Source organism: Maribacter litoralis (assembly GCF_902506355.1).
GTDB classification, from domain to species: Bacteria; Bacteroidota; Bacteroidia; order Flavobacteriales; family Flavobacteriaceae; genus Maribacter; species Maribacter litoralis.
The window spans coordinates 169721-186626 of record NZ_LR733271.1 but is presented as its reverse complement, the minus strand read 5'-3'; the positions used below and the strand labels follow the sequence as shown (position 1 = coordinate 186626).

The window sequence follows — 16906 nt, the reverse complement described above, 5'->3', positions numbered from 1 at the left end:
GTAATGCACAATTTTTGTCGAAAGGTGCGTTTAGCTAATAAGGGAAAGTTGTTTAAAACCTTTGTTTTAAAGAATGCATCACCGATTAATTTATGTGACTGTTCTAATAATAGATTTACTTATGAAGCCATTTGTATTCATCTTTTTTATGTTTGTTATTGCCCTAGGTTCTGCCCAAGAATGGCATACGGATTTCAGTGAAGCAAAAAATATCGCTAAAGCAAAAGATTTGCCCATCGTACTTGTTTTTCAAGGTTCAGATTGGTGTGCTCCCTGTATTAAATTAGATAGGGAAGTTTGGTCAACAGATGAATTTAAAGATTACGCCAAAGAACATTATGTAATGTTACAGGCAGATTTTCCCCGTAGAAAAAAGAATGCATTACCAAAAGAGCAATTGAATAAAAACAAGGCATTGGCAGAGGGCTATAACCAGCAGGGTATTTTTCCGTTCGTAGTTGTTTTGAATGCCGATGGCGAGGTGTATGGTGAAACCAGTTATAAAAAGCTTTCTCCCAAAGAATACATTAAAGAAATGAATTCATTTATAAAATAGATTGAAGAACGTAGTATTCATATTGACTGTACTTTCTGTTAGTATTCTTTTTGCTCAAGAGCCATATAAGCGCACCTTGAAATTAATGGGTAGCCGTTTTGAAATAACGGTTGTTGGTAAAGATCAAGTTGAAGCAAATGAATATATAGATTTGGCTATCAGTGAGATAAGTAGAATAGAGAAGTTGATTTCTTCGTGGGACCCAAATTCCCAAACCTCTTTGATAAATAAGAATGCAGGTATTCAACCTGTACAAGTCGATGCGGAATTGTTCGGTTTAATTCAACGTGGAATAGGTATTTCTAAGCTGACCGATGGGGCTTTTGATATTAGTTATGCCTCTATGGACAACATTTGGAAGTTTGATGGTAGCATGACTGATATGCCATCAGATGATTCGATTAAGGCATCTGTTGCTATAGTGGGTTATCATAATATTATTTTAGATAATGAGAACCATACCGTGTTTCTGAAGTTAGAGGGAATGAAAATTGGTTTCGGAGCCATTGGTAAAGGTTATGCTGCAGATAAGGCGAAAGAGCTCTTGATGTCTAAAGGCGTTGTTGCGGGTATTATAAATGCATCTGGCGACATGAATACATGGGGAAAGCAAGCCAATGGCAAAGATTGGCAAGTAGCCATTACCAATCCAATGGACAAAAACAAAGTATTTGCACTATTGCCAGTACATAATGGCGCAGTAGTTACCTCTGGTAATTACGAGAAATATGTAACCTTTAACAATACTAGATATACACATATAATTGATCCTCGAAGCGGATACCCTGCGACGGGTATTGTAAGTGTAACGGTATTTGCACCAAAGGCAGAGTTGGCAGATGCCTTGGCAACATCGGTATTTGTAATGGGTAAAGATGTAGGGTTAAATAGAATTGAACAGCTACCTAAGGTAGAATGTGTCATTATCGATGGTGAAGGAAATATAATTACATCCAAGAATATTCAAATAAATAAGGAAGAATGAAGAAGATTTCAATTATTCTAATGCTATTAGGTAGTCTTAGCAGTTGCACGGTGTTGAAAGAGTATGATAAAGTGAATATCAATGATCCCGATATGACCTTACAAGATAAAAAGTGCGATAGAAACGTTATTACCATGCATTCTTATAGAGAAGCTGCTGTTGGTGCTAACGGAGGTAAAACTGGTGGCGGATGCGGCTGTAATTAGTAAGTGATAATGCAACAACAAGTACAAAGATTCAGATTTTTAGGTTTACTGGTCGCATTTTTAATGTGGGGTTTTGGTCATGCCCAACAAAATATGAATACTGCAAATTCCTATAAAAAACGTGTATTAGAAACTACAGAAGTAGATTTCTTAAGTAGCTACTATAGTCAAGATGGTGATAATGCTGCCGTGACCGGCGGAAGGGGAACAGAAGAGCTTACCGATGTAACGGGAACAATCATAATATCGATACCTTTAAGTGATGATGATGTTTTAATTATTGATGCAGGGGTTTCTGCCTATACATCTGCATCTTCAAGTAATGTAGATCCATTTGATGGCAATGAGCGGGCAGATTCATTTGTGGCAAGCTCCGGAGCTTCCAGATCAGATGTATGGACCAACTTGTCGGGCACATATACGCATAGTACGGATGATAGAAATACTATGTACTCTGGAAATCTATCGGTATCATCGGAATATGATTATTTTTCATTCGGATTCGGAGGAGCATTTACAAAACTCTTCAATGAAAAAAATACCGAAGTAAGTATTAATGCCAATATTTTCTTGGATACCTGGACTCCAATTTACCCAACGGAACTAAGACCTTTTGCAAGTGGGGCAAATGGCTTGGATAACGGATTCTTTTCAAACAAAACAATTACCGGCAACACAGATTACAGTCCTACTTTTGAGAATTTTGAAGATGAAACAAGAAATTCTTATTCCGTAGGTTTGGGCTTTTCTCAAATTCTAGGTAAAAATCTTCAAGGTTCATTGGCTCTAGATTTTGTAAAGCAAGATGGTTTACTGAGTACACCTTTTCAACGTGTTTATTTTGCCGATGTAGCCGATTCATTTATTCAAGAATTTCAGCTCGCGGATGCTATTGAACAACTACCCGATAGCCGCTTTAAAGTTGCGGGTGGCGGTAGATTAAATTGGTATATAAATGAGAGTGTTGTTTTACGTTCTTATTATCGGTATTACTACGATGATTGGGGCATAAACTCCCATACCGCAAGTGTAGAGGTGCCTATTAAGCTTTCAGATAAGTTTACGGTATACCCATCCTATAGATATTACCAACAAACTGCCGCAGATTATTTCTTTGGATATGAAGAAGCACTTTCCACTAATACGTTTTATACCTCAGATTATGATTTGTCAAAATATTCTGCAAATCAATTTGGTATGGGCGTTTCCTACACAGATATTTTTACAAAAATGCATATCTGGAAACTCGGACTTAAAAGTATTGATCTTAAATTTTATAAATATGATAGGGACACTAGCTTTAGTTCTAGTATCGTCACCGCGGGATTTAAGTTTGTGATGGACTAGTTTAAGGTATCGGTATTTTCGTTTTAGATATTTGAACGCATATTTACTAAATAAAATTTTACTTGAATGCTAGACATTGGTTTTAAAACATCCTATTGTTAGGAATTGTTTTTGCCTTCTATAGTGGCAGGGCTGGTTTTAAAAATGTACAAGAAAAATAGCGCGAAAATTATATAAATTACAGTTAGAGGAATTATAATTTCTGAATAATTGGCACTGTTAGATGTAACTTTTACTAATGCAATTGCTCCAACTCCAAAATGCATTAAATTCCCCATAGTAATTGGTCTATTGTAAATTCCTCCAAATAATGTTCCTCTCGCCATCCAATTTAAAATTCCAAACGCCATATACAATGCACCTAAGATTTTTATGAAAAGTATTGTTATAATATTTGATTCAATGTCTAGATAGTTAATTAGTTCATTTGGCAAAAAAGAAATAGTTAGCCCCATTATCGCTAAAAATAAGGAGCTAAAAGTCATTAATATTTTTGTATTCAAGGATATTTATTTTAGGATTAATAACTAATTAGTAGCTTGAATAAAATTTTGTTACAAATTATTACCAACTTAGTAGTAAAAATGTAGAGATAATGGAACTGAGAGAAGAATACGACCTTATTTGTGTAGGCGCAGGTATCATGAGTGCTACCTTGGCTTTATTGGTAAAACAGTTGAAGCCAGATCTTAACGTGCTGATCGTTGAACGGTTAGATAAGGTTGCACAAGAAAGTTCAGCTGCTTGGAACAATGCCGGTACAGGACATTCTGCCCTTTGTGAATTGAATTATACTCCACAAACCGAAGATGGTACAATTGATATTAATAAGGCAATTAATATTTGTACGCAGTTTGAAACCTCAAAGCAATTCTGGTCCTTCCTTGTTGAACAAGGTCTGATCGATGATCCAAGATCATTTATTGCACCGGTGCCCCATCATAGTTGGGTAAGGGGTAAAGAGAATGCAGATTATCTAGAAGACCGTTACAAAGCCTTTAAAGAACATTTTATGTTCAACACTATTGAGTTTTCAAGGGATATAGTGAAAATGAAAGAGTGGTTCCCTTTAATGATGCATAAGCGTACAGAAGATGAGGTTATGGCAGCTTCAAGAATAGAAAGAGGAACAGAGATGAACTATGGTTCATTAACCGAAAAATTGTTTGCCATACTAAATGATGAATATGATACCAAAGTATTATTCAATACAGAGGTTGAAGATATCGACCCCGATCATGATGAAGATTGGTTGGTAAAGATGGAAAATTTAAAAACGGGTGATAAGAATACGGTAGATGCCAAGCATGTTTTTATCGGTGCCGGTGGTGGTAGCCTTTTGTTGCTACAGAAAGTTGAGATTGAGGAAAAAGACGGTTACGGTGGTTTTCCTGTAAGCGGCGAGTGGTTGGTCTGTAAAAACCAAGATATTATAAAGCAACACAATGCTAAAGTGTACAGTAAGGCGGGTATTGGAGATCCACCTATGTCAGTACCGCATTTAGATACCAGATATATTGACGGTAAAAGAGAGCTCTTGTTTGGTCCGTTTGCTGGGTTTAGTCCTAAGTTTTTAAAAGAAGGCTCGTATTTAGATTTATTCAAGTCTATCAATTTTGATAATATTCCTTCCATGTGGGGTGTATTTTGGCATAATCTTCCGTTGACCAAATATTTGGTAGAACAGGTTGCCATGAGTTTTGACGACCGCATGGAATCACTACGTGAGTTTGTTAAAGATGCAAAAAATGAAGATTGGGAAATTTTGGTTGCCGGTCAGCGTGTTCAAACCATTAAAAGAGATGAGTTTGAAGGAGGATCTTTAGAATTCGGAACTCAACTTGTAAGTAGTAAAGATGGCAGAATAACTTGTTTGTTAGGTGCATCACCAGGTGCTTCTACTTCTGTGAAAATTATGCTCGATGTCATTGAAAAAGCATTTCCAGAACTTATAAACTCGGTTCAAGGAAAAGAAAAGTTAAATGCAATGGTTCCTTTTTATACCCAAGAAGTTACTAAAGAACTATTCGATAAAGAATTGGCAAGGGTGACCAAGGTTTTAGAATTATAGACGGTTCGCTATCTTTTAAGATACTTTTATATGTATTAGCACTATTCAAGAACAATAAAAATGCGGTACTTGCATTATCCTTAATTAGATAGATGGTAAGTACAATTGCATGCAGCTGAGATTTCTAATCCTTTTTTTATTCTTGACAACCTTTACGCTACAAGCTCAATTGAGCGATTTGGCAAGAATAGACTTTACCTTTATCCCCAATAAAAATTCTGATGTTGAGTATACCCGTTCTAGGGTTATGATCAATGCACCCATTCCATTAAAAGGGGAGGGAAAGTATCTGTTTTTAGGTTTTGATTACAGTGATATTCATTTGCGGTTCAAAGATGAAGAATTGCCTTTTGATAGAAATCAATTAGACGATTTTAGATTACTTGATTTTACAATAGGCTACACACAACCATTAAAAAACGATTGGAGGTTAGGCTTTAGGTTTCAACCTGGTATAAGCACTAACCATACGGCAAGAAATCTTACGGTAGATGATATTGTCTTTTCGGGCGACTTGGTTTTTATTAAAAAATATGAAGATGAGTATAAACCTTCTCGTTTAATTATTGGACTATCGTATTCGCAAAATAGAGGCTATTTATTTCCCTTGCCATTCATAAGTTATTACAAGAAATTCAGTGCAGATTGGTCTTATAACCTAGGAATTCCTAAAACCAATTTACAATATCATATTTCAGATAGGCACAGACTTAAATTGTTTGCCCAGCTAGACGGTTTTACCTCAAATGTGCAAAACGGAGCTTTGGTTAATGAAACGGAAGTAGCGGAACTTATAAATATGTCGTTGATCAATGGAGGTCTTCAATATGAATATCATTTTACCGATCACCTTCAGTTAGATCTAAGGGCAGCTTATAATTTTAATCTTAGCAATAAGTTGAAAGATGGCGACAATAATACGATACTTACTATAGATAATGACTCAAGAAGCTATGTAAGGGCAGTATTGAAATTTAAAATATAGCTTTTTGAACTAAAAAAACGCCAGACAAAAAATCTGGCGTTTCAATATTACAATAGCATAAGGGCTTTAACCTATCACAGATTTCTCTGTAATAAAAGGTTGATTATAATGTCTTTGACCAGTAGCTTTATAAAGGGCATTTGCTAATGCGCCCACAATTGGCGGTAAAGAAGGCTCACCCAAGCCTGTTGGGTCTATACCGTTATCAACAAAGAAGGTTTCAATTTCTTTAGGTGCTTCTTTATGTCTTATTAAGCGATAGGTATCAAAATTTTTATGTTGTGGCTGACCATTTTCAAAGGTCATTTCACTATAAGTAGCATGACCAATACCGTCGATAATACCACCTTCTATTTGATTTTTTGCTGCCATTGGGTTAATAACAATTCCGCAATCAACCGCACACCAAACCTTATCTACCTTTGGCGAATCTGTATCATTATTTAAGTCCAATACTTGTGCCACGTAAGAATTATGACAGTAATATGCAGAAACTCCTCTAGATTTACCGTTGTTCTGTGAAGAGTTCCAATCAGATTTTTCTTTTACCAATTTTAATACTCCTGCATAGCGTTCTGGATCGTAATCATTTTTTTCAGGCTCACCAACAGGATCTTTAATAGCTCTATCGAATAGTTCTAATCTAAAATCTATAGGATCTTTACCAGCCGCTTCTGCAACTTCGTCAATAAAAGCTTGTTCTGCCCCGGCAACAAAATTAGAACGTGGCGCACGCCATGCTCCGGTAGTAACATTTGTTTCTAAACTGAATTTCTCGGCTAAGTAGTTATCTACCGCACCAGCAGGAAATCTGTTTTCAAAGAGAAGGTCATCATTTGATCCCGCTCCTTTAACATGCCACGCTATTAAATTACCTTCATTATCCAGACCAGCCTTATATTTTACTTTATAGGTTGGTCTGTAAGTACCTTGGGTCATATCATCTTCACGCGTGTACACCAGTTTAATTGGTGCTTGCATTTTTTGCGAAATTACCGCCGCCTCAACGCCAAATGTTCCGTATAGACGTCTACCGAATCCGCCACCCATACGGGTCATTTTTATATCAATTTTTTCAACAGGCAAATTTAATCTAGATGCCAAGGTTTTTTCTAAAAATTCGGGAGTCTGTATAGGTCCGTTCAATAACGCTCTTTCCCCATTTACATCGGCAAAGAAATTCATGGGTTCCATGGTATTATGCGCTAAAAATGGAGCACTATATGTTCGTTCTATTATTTGAGCCGCGTTTTTAAAAGCGCCGGCCACATCACCATCTTTACGTGCAGGAGCTTTAGCTGAGGTGTTCAATAATTTTGTTAAGGCTTCATCATGCCCTTCGGTACTTTCTAAAACAGAAGATTCTTCCCATTCTACTTTCAATGCTTTTTTTGCTTGCATACATTGCCATGTAGATTCTCCAACAATGGCTACTAACTTATTTATGGCACCACCGTCAGACCATTGTTTTTCTACATCATCTGGATAAACGTCGATAGGGAATACATCTTTAATACCGGGCATGGATTTTACGGTTTCGGCATCCATAGATTTGAATGTGAGCCCAAATGCCGGTGGATGCACGATCATAGCAATCATCATTCCCTCTTCTTGAATGTCAATACCGAACAACGGTTTACCGGTTACCAAATTTGGTCCGTCAACATTTCTTTTATCTGTACCTATAATATTAAAATCAGATGTTTCTTTTAGTTGAACCTCTTCGGGTACTGACATGGTTGCAGCTTTGGAAGCCATATCACCGAAACCTGCAGAATTGTTCGTTGCAGTGTGATTGATTACACCGTTATCCACCGTAATTTCAGAGGCATCAACTTGCCAGGTATCTGCAGCTGCAGCGACTAACATATGTCTTGCAGTAGCGCCAGCCATTCTTAATCCCGACCAACCAGCGCGTATAGATTGACTACCGCCCGCCAATTGTCGTTGGAAAATATCGGTATTTAAAGGAGCTTGTTCTACGATTACGTCTTTCCAATCTACGCCAAGTTCATCTGCAATGATCATTGGCATAGAAGTTTTTACGTTCTGACCGATTTCAGGGTTTGGCGACATGATCGTTACCATGCCATTATCGCCAATTTTAAGAAAGCCGTTAATATCGAACCATTCTTTTGGCATGTTGTTTACTTGTTCGGGCGTAGGTTTACAAGAAGCCAGCCAACTGAAGCCTAATATCATACCGCCACCTGCTAACGCACCACTTTTTAAGAAAGAACGTCTATTATATGAAGTTTTAATGAGTGTCATTTGTTTGTTTTTTTGAAGGTTAATATCCCAATATTGGGGCAATTTAACTACGCATTTGAAATAGAGGCAGCATTCTTAATTGCCTTCTTAATTCGCGTATAAGTGCCACAACGACAGATATTTCCGTTCATAGCATCCTCAATTTCAGTATCCGTAGGATTAGGGTTTCGTTTTAAAAATGCACTGGCATTCATAATTTGACCAGCTTGGCAATATCCACATTGGTAAACATCTTCCTCTAGCCATGCTTTTTGAACAGGATGGTCACCGTTTTCAGAAAGCCCTTCAATTGTAGTTATCGATTGTTCGCCAACAGCAGAAACCGGTAATTGACAAGATCTGACCGCATTGTCACCTAAGTGAACCGTACAAGCCCCACATTGAGCAATGCCACAACCAAATTTTGTACCTACCAATTTTAAATGATCTCGTAATACCCAAAGCATTGGTGTAGACGGATCTACATCTATTTCTTGGGTTTTTCCATTAACTTTTAAACTGAAATTTGCCATTCGTTTTTCCTATTTGTTTGAGTCCCTTGAAATTAGGGATTTTTTTAGATTTATTTGGTTGATTTAACAACAAATAATCTTAAACTTTTTGTTGTCAGATATTTGAGTCTAAATTAATACTATCTTATTGAATGTTTAAGAATATTTGGTAAGTGCCTACAAAGGTTTTTAATTCTTAAAATGAGAAAGCTTTTAGTCCTAATCCATGTTGTTTTTTAGCTGATAAACTGAAAGAGTTATTTAATTAATTTTTCGTGATATTGTAAGAGTTTACGTCAAGCTATTTTTATCCGTATGAAATTACCACTTGTAGTTCAACGCAATTGGATGAAAAAAGCAACCCATGATTATTCAAAATATAACCACATCAATTTCCAGATCAATTATAGACACCGTTGGTAAAACACCAATGGTAAAGCTTAACAATATTGAAAAAACCGATCATTTCAACCTCTTTGGAAAACTAGAGGTTGCCAACCCTGCCGGAAGTATAAAAGACAGAACTGCTCTTTTTATTATTCAAAAGGCAATGGAAGAAGGCAAGGTTAAAAAAGGAGATACCGTAATTGAATCTAGCTCTGGTAATATGGCGGTAGGTTTGGCTCAGGCTTGTTTACATTACGGACTTCATCTAATTGTTGTAGTAGACCCAAAATTGAATTCGCATACCGAAAAGATTCTTAAAACCTATGGTGTACGTATTGAAAAAGTAACCAAGCCAAAAGATAACGGAGGTTACTTAGGGGCGCGTTTAGAAAAAGTTCAACAATTACTGAATACTATTCCCAATAGTTTTTGGTCTAACCAATATGGTAATCAAAACAACCCGTTAACGCATCATCAAACAATGACCGAAATTATGGATGCCCTGCACGGTAAATTAGATTATTTGTTCGTGGCAACGAGTACCTGTGGAACCCTAATGGGTTGCGCAGATTTTATAGTGGAGAATAATCTTGATACTAAAATTATTGCGGTTGACGCAGTAGGCAGCGTTCTCTTTGGCGGTCCGCCTTTAAAGCGATTAATTCCTGGTCACGGAGCGGGCGTTCCTTCCCAATTTTTAGATACCGATAAGATTTATGACCAGATTTATGTTGATGATGTTGACTGTGCCCGCGGATGTTGGAATCTACTTGAAAAAGAAGCAATTCTCTGTGGAGGCTCATCTGGCGGAATGATCAGTGCCGTTCAAAAGTATAGTAAGAATATTGAAGCAGAAAGTAATTGTGCATTGTTCTTATGTGATAGGGGCGAGCGTTATTTGGATACCATTTATAATACTAAATGGTTAATGAAAGAACTACCGGAAAGTAAAAATGCCTTTACACCATTATGCGGTTGGTAAATATATAGACTTATGGAAAATACAGAAACATATGCTATTGGTATTGTAGGTTTTGGACCTAAAGGATTTTACGGATTTGAAAGGCTCATTGCCTATTTACGCGAACATAACAATGATCGATCAATTCAGATACATATTTTCAATAATACATCATTTTTGGCATCTGGTGATGTATACAGAACGGATCAACCTGAATATTTGATAATGAATTATGCCAACCGAAATATTAATGGTTGGATATTGCAAGAGCCTTATGCTCTAGCTACGTCAACTCCTGATTTTGTCTCATGGTTAACTGAGAATAGGTTTGCCAATGCAGCACCAAATGAATATGCACCCAGAGCAATTGTCGGTAAGTATTTAGAAGATTGTTATCAGTTGGTTTTAGATCAATTACCAATAAACGTTAGGGTAGTACCGCATATTGGTACGGTTAGCAATGTGTTTAAAAGAGGCGAAGAGTATCAAGTAAAGTATACGGAAGCAGAATCAGGTAAAGAAAATAGTATTCAGTGTAATTCACTGTTGTTTACTACAGGTCACCACACCTTTACATCGCAAAAAAATACGACATCAAAAGAAAATAGTGTAGATTTTATTTATCCGGTTGAAGAAAAATTAAAACCCATCAATAAAGATTCATTGGTGGCTATAAAGGGCTTTGGATTAACGGCCATAGATGCTATTTTGGCATTGACCGAAGGCAGACAGGGCATGTTTGAAAGGAAGGGAAATGGGGAATTTAAATATGAGCTATCAGGGAGAGAACCGCTTAAAATTTATCCTTTCTCAAGAACCGGATTGCCAATGGTTCCTAGAAATGGGGCACCTAATTCTAATGCAGAATTACACTTTTTTACAGACGATTTGGTAAGACATTTAAAGAAAAACAAACCTGTTAGCTTTAAGTGTACCATATTGCCGCTGATAAAAAAGGAATTTTATTTTGCATATTATAGGGTTCTGTTCAAAAACCATGGGCATCAATTCTATTTCGATGATGATTTTACGGTAATTGAGAATCAGGTACAATATTTCCACGAAGATTTTCCTGAATGCCCGGTTTTTAATTGGGAAGCTATTGTTGACCCATTTAGAGATGAACCAATTTTGTCATCGATCATGCTTCAATATTATTTGGAGTTCTTGATAGAAGAAGCAAAACGTGGCGAAGATGAAAGTCCGTTTATGGCAGCCGTTTCAGTTTGGAGAAAAATAAGTCCATTGTTCAATGAACTATACAGTTTTGGGGGCTTAGATGCTGCTTCACAGAAGGAGTTCGATACCTATTACTTCGGATTGTTCAATCGTTTATCGTACGGTCCACCGGTGAAGAACATGGAAAAAATGCTAGCATTGTATAAATCAGGTATTTTAGATTTTTCATTTGTAAAATCAGCAAATATTTCAGAAAATACTTTGAACAACAATTACACCTTGCAAATTAAAAATGCTCGGAAAACAGAAATAAACTATTATTTAAATGCCACAATTTCTAGAGCAAAAGAAGGTGAATTTAAAAACGAGCTTTATCAAAATTTATTAAAAAACGGACTTGTTCGCGAGTTTAAGAATAAACTCAATACGAGTTATAACCCCGGTTGCATAGAAATAAACAAAGATGGAAACGCGATAGACGCTAAGGGTAGGGTTGATAAAAACATTACATTTTATGGCACCCCAACAGAAGGTATAACATGTGATAACGATACGTTATCCAGAACAAAAAACAATTTTGCATCGGTCTGGGCGAAAGGAGTATGTACCTCTATTTTGAATAAAGCAGGCATTACAGAAAAATATGAAAGAGAAGAAAATGTATTGTAAAGGAAAACCAAAATTTCAACTGACACCTAAAACTTCCCAATGGATGCATGAATTGTTCAACGATCAGTCCGTCGTTAAAGGTTTGGTTGAACGATACGGTTCTCCCATAAACATTCATCACTTACCATCCTTTAACCATAATTGCGAGATATATAAAGAAGTTTTTGAAAGCTACAGCTTAAAGTATAGAATCTTTTATGCTAGAAAAGCAAACAAATCTAGAGGGTTGGTAAAGCAGGCATTTGCATCGGGCATAGGTGTAGATACCGCTAGCTTTAAAGAATTGGAACAGTCACTTTCATTGGGTGGTAATAGTGAAAATTTGGTGTTGACGGCGGCAATAAAAACAGAGCCACAAATAGAATTGGCCATAAGGAATGGAGTACCGATAATATTAGATAATGAAGATGAATGTGTTCTTACACAGGCGGTAGCTAAAAGAATTGGACACAAGGCGAATGTTGGTTTTCGAATAAGTGGCTTTGAGGTTGACGAAGAAAAATTATACAGTCGCTTTGGGTTCGATGTAGATGACGTGATCGATTTTATTTCATCATATGTAGGAGAAAACAAGACCTTTGACCAATTAGAGGTAACCGGGCTACATTTTCATTTGGATGGATATTCTACCCACCAAAGAAGTATTAGCTTAATTACAAGTGTAAACATAGTTTCAAAACTTAAAAATAAAGGTTATAATATTTCTTTCATAGATATTGGTGGCGGTATTTTAATGAACTATTTAGAAGACGAAAAAGAATGGTTTGCCTTTAATGAAAACCTGAAGAAAGCGGTTGTAGAAGAATATAACGACATTACCTTTAACGACAACGGTTTAGGATTTAGGCTAGAAGATGGAAAGCTACGTGGTAAACTGAACACTTATCCGTACTTCAATAAAGTAAATAAAGAAGGATTTATAAGAGAAGTACTTGATTTTGTTGATGATGAATCTGGTCTATCGGTAGCATCGTTGCTTGTAAACAATGGAATTGAATTACGTATAGAACCAGGTAGATCATTATTAGATCAAGTTGGTATTACGGTAGCAAAGGTCGTCCATCGAAAAAAAGATGCAAAAGGTCAATGGTTGGTCGGTTTGGAAATGAATATGAGCCAAATGATGAGTTCTAGTGCAGACTTTCTACTGGACCCTTATATGTTATACGATTCTGAAATTAAGGAGAATGAACAGGTAGATGTGTTTTTTACCGGTGCATATTGCTTAGAAAGAGATGTGTTGCTGAAAAGAAAAATTACACTACCCAAATTACCGGCAATTGGGGAGTATGTGGCTTTTGTAAATACGGCCGGCTATATGATGCATTTTTTTGAAACAGAAGCCCATTTGTTTGATCTTTCAACCAACTTAATGTTTACGGGCTCCAATGAAAAACTTTCATTTTTTCAATTTATTGATGACAGTAAAATTGTGCTAGAGTAGTTAAGAAATTTGGCTATAAGGTAATGCATTAATAACTGTAGTTTTTAAGGTAAGGCTACAGGTTGATATTGGGTAAATTGTATAAAAACAATATATCATGAAAATACAAGCATATTTAGCATTTAACGGTAATTGTCAAGAAGCTTTGAACTTCTACGCAAATCTGTTCAACGCAGAGATTAAAAACAAACAGAGTTACGAGGATAAGAAAATAGATGTACCATCTTCTTATAGAGAGAAGCTGCAACACGCTGAATTGAAAGGAAAGGGTGTACATTTTATGGCATATGATGCGTCACCAGATACACCGCTTAACAATGGTAATCAAATTAACATGAGTGTTGATTTAGATGATTTAGATGATGGTAAGCAGTTATTTAATGATTTATCAAGTGGCGGTCAAGTACATCACGAATTTAGAGAGCGCGAATGGGGACATTTTGGTAGATGTACCGATCGTTATGGTATAGGTTGGATGGTAAATGTAGATAAGTAAAACGTAGGTAAAAAAAAGTTAAGGGGGCATTTTCAAGTTGCAGTTGTTGTGGCTTGAAAAAGCCTCTTTTAAAATTCATATCGCATTGCGATTAAAAGAGAAAATTTATGGAAATTATATATGAGTATGATGGTGTAACAGCTAGTGAAAGATTGGAAAGTTATACCGAGGAGAAACTTAAAAAGTTACATACAAAATTTGACGACATTATAAGAGCGGATGTTTTTCTAAAGCAAGAGAATACTTCTTCTGATGAAACTGGAATGATCTGTAACATTCGTTTAAGTCTGCCTGGTCCCAGAATTTTTGCGGAAGCCAGCAATCAAAACTTTGAAGAGTCGGTCAACGAATCAATAAGTGAACTTCAAAGACAATTGAAGAAACGAAAGGAAAAAATGAAAACGTATTAATATCGAGTTATGAAAAAAGCATTGATACTATATTTCGGTAAAAAGTTCTATAAGAACTGGTTAAAGAAAAAAAGAGCTGAAAAATCTAGAAGAAAAAATAAATTAGTTAATTCTTAAGAATAAAAAAGCCCTTGCAATTGCAAGGGCTTTACTTTCTGTAAATATCTAATCTTATCTGTGATCTTCTAAAACTTCACTAGTTTCCAAAGCGTTTTGTAATTCATTTCTCTGTGCTCTAATGATTTCTTTTAGGCGATGTGGCATCATGGTTTCTGCCAATGCATTATCATAATCATTAATAGCGGCTTTGTCACCTCTAACAGCTTCTTCTAACATTGCTTCGTCATTGTCATCTGCAAAAAATGCTTTAATATCCATCCATGTTCTGTGTAAGGTTCCGGCTGCGCTACCTTCAATTTCAACACGGCCTAAATCCAATTCTGGTACAGCTGCTCTTAATTCTCTTAAGAACTGCATACGGTCTACTACTTTCTTCTCAAAGTAACTTTTAATACCAACATCCTTCGAATTTTCAGATGCTTTTTCAAAACCTTTGATTGCATCTTCGTTTTTACTTACCAAGTCTTTAAGACTATCTTCAATTTTCTTTATATCGTTATTCATAATATTAAATTTAGTAGGCATTACTGCCTATTGTTATACAATTTTACCATACTAAGATATGTGCAATTAGTGGTAGTTCTTAGCTATATACAATAGTACTTTAGCTGTATGCCATAAAACCCCAATGCTCTTATAAATGGTATTTGTTGAAGGCATTTAGTACACATTTTCAATGGATAGAGCTAAGTTAAATTCGGGCTTGTGGCTACATTGCTTTTAAACAAAAAAATAAAAGTTATGAGATTATCACCATTATTCGGAGTTGCAAAAATGTTAGTGAAAAGTAGAAAGTTGAAGATGGCGGCCGTTGGTCTACAATTGGCATATTTAGGTTATACTTATTACTCTGAAAAGAAAAAAAATAAACAGGTGTCTAAATAGTATCGATTTTAAATGTAAATATCTGATTTTAAATTAATTATGTAGACTAATTAAATTTATTGATTTACAAATGATATCAAAACCTATGAATTTTTATTAATAATCAATTGAATGAGTTGCTAGACCTTTGGAGTATGAAATCCCAAAATCTAGTATTATGAACAATTCAATTAAAATTAGCCTTTTGTTTGCCTGCATGGCGACCATGGGTTATGGCCAAGATTTGGCCTACAACGATTCTTCAACCAGTTTTCTTGAAAGAAAGGTTACAGAAGTTTCTAACCGAGCAGAGAACTACAACAAATTAAAATCACTTGGTTATTCAGATGAAGAAATCTTTGAAGACCTGGGCAATGCCAATTTCCTGACCAAAAAGTATGAGAACGCATTATATTGGTATGGTAGGCTTATGGAAATTTCTGAGGATGGTACTTTAAAGAAAAGTTACCAGAAGAGATTTGATCATGCTGTTTCGCAATTAGGCAAAGAAGTGCAAAATGAAATTGCCGATGAAAACTGGACAGAATTGGTTAAGGATGATTACAAGATGACCCGTAACGTAATTCCTTCACGTCTTACCTCTAACAACAGAAGAAATTTTTTACCGTGGGATGACGACCAAGTAAGTAGCGAGTTTGCATCTAACACTAAGGTACCGGCAAAAACATCTGGTGAATATGCCCCACCGGTGGCATTGACCAATGGTGGTAGAACGGCATACTATAGTAAAACCGTATACCGCAAGCCCGTAACCGGTATGTTTTCCAAGAAAAAGGAGATACATAAAATTTATAAAGCCGATAAAGTAGGTGGCGAATGGAAAAAAATTACGGAAGTAGCGGTTTGCCCGGCAGATTATTCCGCAATGCACCCTGCAGTGTCACCCGACGGAAGTCGTTTATTCTTTGCATCTAACATGCCAGGTACATTCGGGGAGTATGACATTTATGTCGCTACCATTCAAAAAAATGGAACATTAGGTCAGGCAAAGAATTTAGGTAAAAAAGTGAATACTGCTAAAAATGATATGCACCCAAACCCAATTTCAAATGGAAGTCTAGTATTTGCATCTGATGGAAGAGACGGTTATGGCGGCCTCGATGTTTACATGGTAGAAGTTGGTCAGCGCAGCGTCGGACTAGCCGTAAACATGGGAAATACAATCAACAGCTCTTATGATGAATACTCGGTAAACTTATTACAAGGTGATGGTTCCGGTTATGTGGTATCCAACAGAATAGCGAAAGGTAAACATGCACAAAATGTAGCTTTTAATTTAAACGATAAGCCAATTAACGAGAAAGATAGAGATGATCGCTTCTTAGAAGCCTTTAACTCAGAAAAGCAAATGCAGTATTCTAGTTCTGTATTTGAAGATGAATAACCACCCATTATTCATTTCCCCCAATTCATAGACAATTTCAATTCTAATCATTAAAATCA

General features: G+C 36.1%; 17 protein-coding genes. 13 read left to right on the top strand and 4 right to left on the bottom strand.

Annotated features, from left to right (window positions below; all coding sequences use genetic code 11):
* Positions 1-121: 121 nt before the first annotated feature.
* From EXIGUO8A_RS00870 to EXIGUO8A_RS00855, 4 genes are read left to right on the top strand one after another with little or no spacing between them, the layout of a single operon-like run.
* Positions 122-556 carry a thioredoxin family protein gene (locus tag EXIGUO8A_RS00870; RefSeq protein WP_159301573.1) on the top strand — a complete coding sequence of 145 codons (435 nt, stop codon included), beginning with the start codon at positions 122-124 and terminating at the stop codon, positions 554-556.
* Between the two features lies 1 nt (position 557).
* Positions 558-1541, top strand: a complete 984-nt coding sequence (locus EXIGUO8A_RS00865; RefSeq protein WP_159301572.1) for an FAD:protein FMN transferase — start codon at positions 558-560, stop codon at positions 1539-1541.
* Complete coding sequence (locus tag EXIGUO8A_RS00860; protein WP_116769576.1) at positions 1538-1747, top strand: DUF4266 domain-containing protein; 210 nt, start codon at positions 1538-1540, stop codon at positions 1745-1747. Before EXIGUO8A_RS00865 ends, EXIGUO8A_RS00860 begins: the two co-directional genes overlap by 4 nt.
* 9 nt (positions 1748-1756) lie before the next feature.
* The gene (locus EXIGUO8A_RS00855) at positions 1757-3094 is read left to right on the top strand and encodes a DUF3570 domain-containing protein (RefSeq protein WP_159301571.1); all 1338 of its coding nucleotides are present in this window, start codon (positions 1757-1759) and stop codon (positions 3092-3094) included.
* 98 nt (positions 3095-3192) lie between these two features.
* Here the strand turns inward: EXIGUO8A_RS00855 and EXIGUO8A_RS00850 are convergent, their stop codons facing one another.
* Entirely contained in the window at positions 3193-3597 is a 405-nt protein-coding gene (locus tag EXIGUO8A_RS00850) for a hypothetical protein (RefSeq protein ID WP_159301570.1), read from the bottom strand.
* 92 nt (positions 3598-3689) lie between these two features.
* On the opposite strand from EXIGUO8A_RS00850, the gene mqo reads away from it, so the two are divergent.
* Both mqo and EXIGUO8A_RS00840 read left to right on the top strand, forming a co-directional pair.
* A complete protein-coding gene (gene mqo, locus EXIGUO8A_RS00845) occupies positions 3690-5165 on the top strand; it encodes a malate dehydrogenase (quinone) (protein WP_159301569.1) in 1476 nt (491 codons plus the stop codon).
* Between the two features lie 109 nt (positions 5166-5274).
* Positions 5275-6150, top strand: a complete 876-nt coding sequence (locus tag EXIGUO8A_RS00840) for a DUF6268 family outer membrane beta-barrel protein (RefSeq protein ID WP_159301568.1) — start codon at positions 5275-5277, stop codon at positions 6148-6150.
* 66 nt (positions 6151-6216) lie between these two features.
* On the opposite strand, the gene EXIGUO8A_RS00835 is transcribed toward EXIGUO8A_RS00840, so the two are convergent.
* Both EXIGUO8A_RS00835 and EXIGUO8A_RS00830 read right to left on the bottom strand, forming a co-directional pair.
* Positions 6217-8421 carry a xanthine dehydrogenase family protein molybdopterin-binding subunit gene (locus EXIGUO8A_RS00835; protein ID WP_159301567.1) on the bottom strand — a complete coding sequence of 735 codons (2205 nt, stop codon included), beginning with the start codon at positions 8419-8421 and terminating at the stop codon, positions 6217-6219.
* Positions 8422-8468: 47 nt separating this feature from the next.
* Positions 8469-8933, bottom strand: coding sequence for a (2Fe-2S)-binding protein (locus tag EXIGUO8A_RS00830; RefSeq protein WP_116769570.1), 465 nt, complete (start codon positions 8931-8933; stop codon positions 8469-8471).
* A gap of 343 nt (positions 8934-9276) precedes the next feature.
* Between EXIGUO8A_RS00830 and sbnA the strand changes: the two genes are divergently transcribed.
* The 5 genes from sbnA (at position 9277) to hpf (ending at position 14458) form a co-directional block, all read left to right on the top strand.
* Positions 9277-10281, top strand: a complete 1005-nt coding sequence (gene sbnA, locus EXIGUO8A_RS00825) for a 2,3-diaminopropionate biosynthesis protein SbnA (RefSeq protein WP_159301566.1) — start codon at positions 9277-9279, stop codon at positions 10279-10281.
* A 12-nt stretch (positions 10282-10293) separates the two neighbouring features.
* Complete coding sequence (locus EXIGUO8A_RS00820) at positions 10294-12108, top strand: FAD/NAD(P)-binding protein (RefSeq protein ID WP_159301565.1); 1815 nt, start codon at positions 10294-10296, stop codon at positions 12106-12108.
* A complete protein-coding gene (locus tag EXIGUO8A_RS00815) occupies positions 12083-13552 on the top strand; it encodes a type III PLP-dependent enzyme domain-containing protein (RefSeq protein WP_236564403.1) in 1470 nt (489 codons plus the stop codon). The genes EXIGUO8A_RS00820 and EXIGUO8A_RS00815 overlap by 26 nt, the downstream gene beginning before the upstream one ends.
* Before the next feature lie 97 nt (positions 13553-13649).
* Positions 13650-14048, top strand: coding sequence for a VOC family protein (locus tag EXIGUO8A_RS00810; RefSeq protein ID WP_159301564.1), 399 nt, complete (start codon positions 13650-13652; stop codon positions 14046-14048).
* A gap of 107 nt (positions 14049-14155) precedes the next feature.
* Positions 14156-14458, top strand: a complete 303-nt coding sequence (gene hpf / locus EXIGUO8A_RS00805) for a ribosome hibernation-promoting factor, HPF/YfiA family (protein ID WP_159301563.1) — start codon at positions 14156-14158, stop codon at positions 14456-14458.
* 171 nt (positions 14459-14629) lie between these two features.
* On the opposite strand, the gene EXIGUO8A_RS00800 is transcribed toward hpf, so the two are convergent.
* Entirely contained in the window at positions 14630-15082 is a 453-nt protein-coding gene (locus EXIGUO8A_RS00800) for a ferritin-like domain-containing protein (RefSeq protein WP_159301562.1), read from the bottom strand.
* 237 nt (positions 15083-15319) lie between these two features.
* On the opposite strand from EXIGUO8A_RS00800, the gene EXIGUO8A_RS00795 reads away from it, so the two are divergent.
* Positions 15320-15463, top strand: a complete 144-nt coding sequence (locus EXIGUO8A_RS00795) for a hypothetical protein (RefSeq protein ID WP_159301561.1) — start codon at positions 15320-15322, stop codon at positions 15461-15463.
* A gap of 157 nt (positions 15464-15620) precedes the next feature.
* Complete coding sequence (locus EXIGUO8A_RS00790) at positions 15621-16847, top strand: TolB family protein (protein ID WP_159301560.1); 1227 nt, start codon at positions 15621-15623, stop codon at positions 16845-16847.
* The last annotated feature ends 59 nt before the right edge of the window (positions 16848-16906 follow it).